At 64.8% G+C, this 3,089-nt stretch carries 3 protein-coding genes; all 3 read left to right on the top strand.

Annotated elements, in window-relative coordinates; genetic code table 11:
- Positions 1–218: 218 nt before the first annotated feature.
- Positions 219–1,058, top strand: a complete 840-nt coding sequence (locus ACIQ42_RS17470; protein WP_397423503.1) for an enoyl-CoA hydratase — start codon at positions 219–221, stop codon at positions 1,056–1,058.
- 51 nt (positions 1,059–1,109) lie between these two features.
- On the top strand, positions 1,110–1,571 hold the full coding sequence (locus tag ACIQ42_RS17465) for an Lrp/AsnC family transcriptional regulator (RefSeq protein ID WP_397423502.1): 462 nt from the start codon (positions 1,110–1,112) through the stop codon (positions 1,569–1,571).
- A 67-nt stretch (positions 1,572–1,638) separates the two neighbouring features.
- Positions 1,639–3,089, top strand: a 1,451-nt coding sequence (locus ACIQ42_RS17460; RefSeq protein ID WP_397423501.1) for an AMP-binding protein, incomplete at its 3' end; no start/stop codon positions are given.

The following is a 3,089-nucleotide window of genomic DNA, read 5'->3' as shown; positions in this document are numbered from 1 at the left end:
TGGCCAGGGGCTCCCCCGGCTGGATGTTGTCGCGAGGTTTCAGCGGGCGCCGCTGAAACCGAGTCGCTTGGTGTATCCTACCTCTCAGCGCGCGCCGCGCCACCCGATATGCGCAAAGCCTTCGGATAACCGTCACACTCGTCCCTCCGACGCAGCACAGCCGGATGACAGAACGCCCGGGAACAGGCGATATGGCTTCGCACGACAGGAGAGACGCCATGACGGATGCAGTCGGAATTCTGTACGAAACGCCAGCGCCGCAGGTGGCGCGGATCGTCCTCAACAGGCCCGAGAGCCGCAATGCGCAGGACACCTCCCTGCTCTATGCCCTGAACGACGCCTTTGATCAGGCGGCTCGCGACGGCGACGTGAAGGTCATAATCCTGGCGGCGGCAGGGCCGCACTTTTCTTCGGGCCACGACCTTCGCGAGGGCGGGACCATTGCCGAGCAGATGGCGCCCTTCGATCCCGTAGGCACCTGGTGCGGGTTTGGCTGCGCCGGAGCCGAGGGGCGGATGGCGCGCGAGAAGGAAATCTACCTCGGCCTGTCCGAGAGGTGGCGAAACATTCCCAAGCCCACGATCGCGCAGGTACAGGGCAAGTGCATTGCCGGCGGCCTGATGCTGGCCTGGCCTTGCGACCTGATTGTCGCAGCCGATGACGCCGCCTTCTGCGACAACACCGTGGGCATGGGCGTGGCGGGCGTCGAGTACTTTGCTCACCCCTGGGAGATGGGACCGAGGAAGGCCAAGGAGCTCCTGTTTACCGCCGACTGGCTTGGCGCCGAGGAGGCGCGCGCACTGGGGATGGTCAATCAGGTCGTGCCGGCAGCCCAGCTCTCTGAATACACCCTGGCCCTCGCGAGCCGGATCGCCGCCAAACCGATGTTCGCCCTGCGGATGGCCAAGGAGGCGGTCAACGCTGCGGAGGATGCCCAGGGTCGCGTGGGCGCCATGCAGACGGCTTTTGCGCTTCACCAGCTGGCGCATAGTCACAACATGCAGGTTCACGGCATGCCCGTAGACCCTGGCGGCCTCCAGGTACGGCGGAAGACCTGACTGGCGAACCACCGCACTGTAGAACCCGACTCTCCTTTGGAGGCTGATGGCGTGGAAGTAGTTCTCGATTCGATCGACCGGCGAATACTCCGGGAGTTGCAGCGCGACGCCAGCATTCCGATCGCCGAGCTGGCCCAGATCGTCGGCCTGTCGCAAACGCCGTGCTGGAAAAGGATCAAGCGGCTGACTGACGCCGGCGTGATCCTGGGCAAGGTGGCCTTGCTGGATCGCACAAAGCTGAATCTTGGCCTGGCGGTGTTTGTCTCGGTCAAGACCAGCCGCCACGATCAGGAATGGCTGGACGCCTTCGCCAGCGCTGCCTCCGCCATGCCTGAGGTGGTGGAGTTCTATCGGCTGTCCGGCGACACCGACTATCTGTTGAAGGTACTGGTGCGCGATATCGCGGCCTACGATGTCTTCTATCGTCGGCTTATCGCCGCTGTGCCCCTGTCGGATGTCTCGTCAGCGTTTGCGATGGAGCAGATCAAGTCCACCACCGCCGTTCCGGTTTGACAGACGCGGCGGCAGGCCGCCAACTCAGGGGTAACAACGAGATTTCGGCTGGGAGGCCTGAACTGCCATGGCATGGATGTTCGCGGATGTTTGGGAAGCCATCGCCAGGGCCCAACCGGATCGCCCCGCCGTGGTCCTTGGCGAGCGAACCATCAGCTGGGGCCAGTTTGACGCCCGGGCCGATGCGCTGGCGGCTCACTTCATCGCACGGGGATTGAGTCACCGGGCCAAGGTGGCGGGGTACCTCTACAATGGGCCCGAGTACCTCGAGAGCTACTTCGCCGCATTCAAGGGCGGGTTCGAGCCCGTAAACACCAACTACCGCTATGGACCCGAGGAGCTGGTCTACCTGTTCGACAACGCCGATGCCGAGGCCGTCGTGTTTCACGCCAGCTTCGCGGACACGGTCGAGGTCATCCGCCCACGCCTGCCGAAAGTGAAGACCTGGGTCGCCGTAGCCGAGCCTGGCCATCCGGTTCCTGCCTGGGCCGATGACTACGACGCCATCGTCGCGACCACACCCGCCGCTCGGCCAGTGAAGGCTGCCTGGGGCCGATCCGGCGACGATCTGTTGCTGCTCTACACCGGCGGCACCACCGGCATGCCCAAAGGGGTGATGTGGCGCCAGGACGACCTGTTCCAGGTGATCGGCGCCGGCGGCAACGCCGCGCTGGGCATCCCGCCCGCCCAATCCATCGACGAGTTGATCGCCCGCCATGCTGCGGCTGGTGACATGAAGCCCATTTCGTTGATTGCCGCGCCCCTGATGCACGGCACGGGACAGTTCTCGGCCTTTATCAACTTCAACAACGGCGGCACGGTCGCTTGCCTGCCATCTCGCAAGTTCAGCGCCGTTGAACTGTGGAACGAGGCAGAGCGCCTGCGCGCCACCAATATCGTGATCGTCGGCCTGGCCTTCTCGACGCCCATGCTGGAGGCGTTGGACGCCAATCCCGGCCGATGGAACCTTTCCTCGGTTCTGGCCATGAGTTCGTCCGGGTCCATGTGGAGCCAGGAAAACAAGCGGGGCCTGCTGAGCCATGTGACCTCCGCGGTGATCATGGACAGCTTCGGCTCGTCCGAGGCCGTGGGCCTGGGCGCGTCGTCCTCCGCGCCGGGAGCCGAGGTTCAAACGGCCGCCTTCATGCTGGGCCCCAACTGTGTGGTGTTCACCGAAGACGGACAGCGCGTCGAGCCCGGGTCCGGGGAACGCGGGCTGGTGGCGGTAAGCGGCTTCCTGCCGCAGGGCTACTACAAGGACCCCGAAAAGAGCGCCAAGACGTTCAGGATCATGGAGGGCATCCGTTGGTCGGTGCCGGGTGACTGGGCAGAGGTCAACGCCGATGGCACCCTGAAACTGCTCGGCCGCGGCTCGGTCTGCATCAATACCGGCGGGGAGAAGGTCTTTCCTGAGGAGGTCGAAGAGGCGCTGAAACGTCACGCCAGTGTCCGTGATGCGGTTGTGGTCGGGGTGCCGGACGCGCGGTTCGGCGAACGCATCTGCGCCGTCGTGGAGCC

Origin of the sequence: Phenylobacterium sp. (assembly GCF_044372605.1) — a bacterium.
GTDB lineage: Bacteria > Pseudomonadota > Alphaproteobacteria > Caulobacterales > Caulobacteraceae > Phenylobacterium.
This window is presented reverse-complemented; position numbering and strand designations above follow the sequence as displayed.